At 59.3% G+C, this 1,109-nt stretch carries 1 protein-coding gene; it reads left to right on the top strand.

The window, feature by feature from the left end:
- Positions 1–1,109 (top strand): cadherin-like domain-containing protein (locus tag VR7878_RS18920; protein ID WP_205409492.1); only part of this gene is annotated, 1,109 nt, incomplete at both ends.

Here is a 1,109-nt window from a genome sequence, read left to right as displayed (position 1 = left end):
GAGACGCAGGTGATTGAAGTGCCGGTAACCGTCACGGACGATCAGGGCGCGACTACGAGTACCACGTTAACCATCACCGTGACTGGCACCAATGATGCCCCGGTTGCACAGGCAGCCACCGTATCCGTGACCGAAGATGCCACCATCACTGGTAGTGTGACCGCCACCGATGTGGATTTACCGGCGGATGCCAGTCTGACCTTCAGCACTGAATCTACCGTGGACGGGCTGACCCTGAATGCCGACGGCAGTTACAGCTTTGATGCCTCCGGTTATGACGCGTTGAGCGCAGGTGAGACGCAGGTGATTGAAGTGCCAGTGACCGTCACAGACGATCAGGGCGCGACCGCAACCACCACGTTAACCATTACCGTGACCGGTACCAATGACGCCCCGGTTGCACAGGCAGCCACCGCGTCGGTGACCGAAGATGCCACGGTGACCGGCAGTATCACCGCCACGGATGTGGATTTACCGGCGGATGCGACGCTGACCTTCAGTACTGAATCCACCGTGGACGGGCTGACCCTCAATGCCGATGGCTCTTATAGTTTTGATGCCTCCGGTTATGATGCACTGAGCGCAGGTGAGACGCAGGTCATCGAGGTGCCGGTAACCGTCACGGACGATCAGGGCGCCACCGCAACCACCACACTGACCATTACCGTGACCGGTACTAACGATGCGCCGGTTGCGCAAGCCGCGACTAATACCGTCACTGAAGATGCGACGGTGACCGGCAACATTACCGCCACGGATGTGGATTTACCGGCGGATGCCAGTCTGACCTTCAGTACCGACGCGACCGTGGACGGTTTAATCCTCAATGCCGACGGCAGTTACAGTTTTGATGCCTCCGGTTATGATGCGCTGAGCGCAGGTGAGACGCAGGTGATTGAAGTGCCAGTGACCGTCACCGATGATCAGGGCGCGACCGCAACCACCACGTTAACCATTACCGTGACCGGTACCAATGACGCCCCGGTTGCACAGGCAGCCACCGCGTCGGTGACCGAAGATGCCACGGTGAGCGGCAATATCACCGCCACCGATGTGGATTTACCGGCAGATGCCAGTCTGACCTTCAGCACCGACTCGACCGTGGACGG

The organism is Vibrio ruber DSM 16370 (assembly GCF_900163965.1).
GTDB lineage: Bacteria > Pseudomonadota > Gammaproteobacteria > Enterobacterales > Vibrionaceae > Vibrio > Vibrio ruber.
This window is presented reverse-complemented; position numbering and strand designations above follow the sequence as displayed.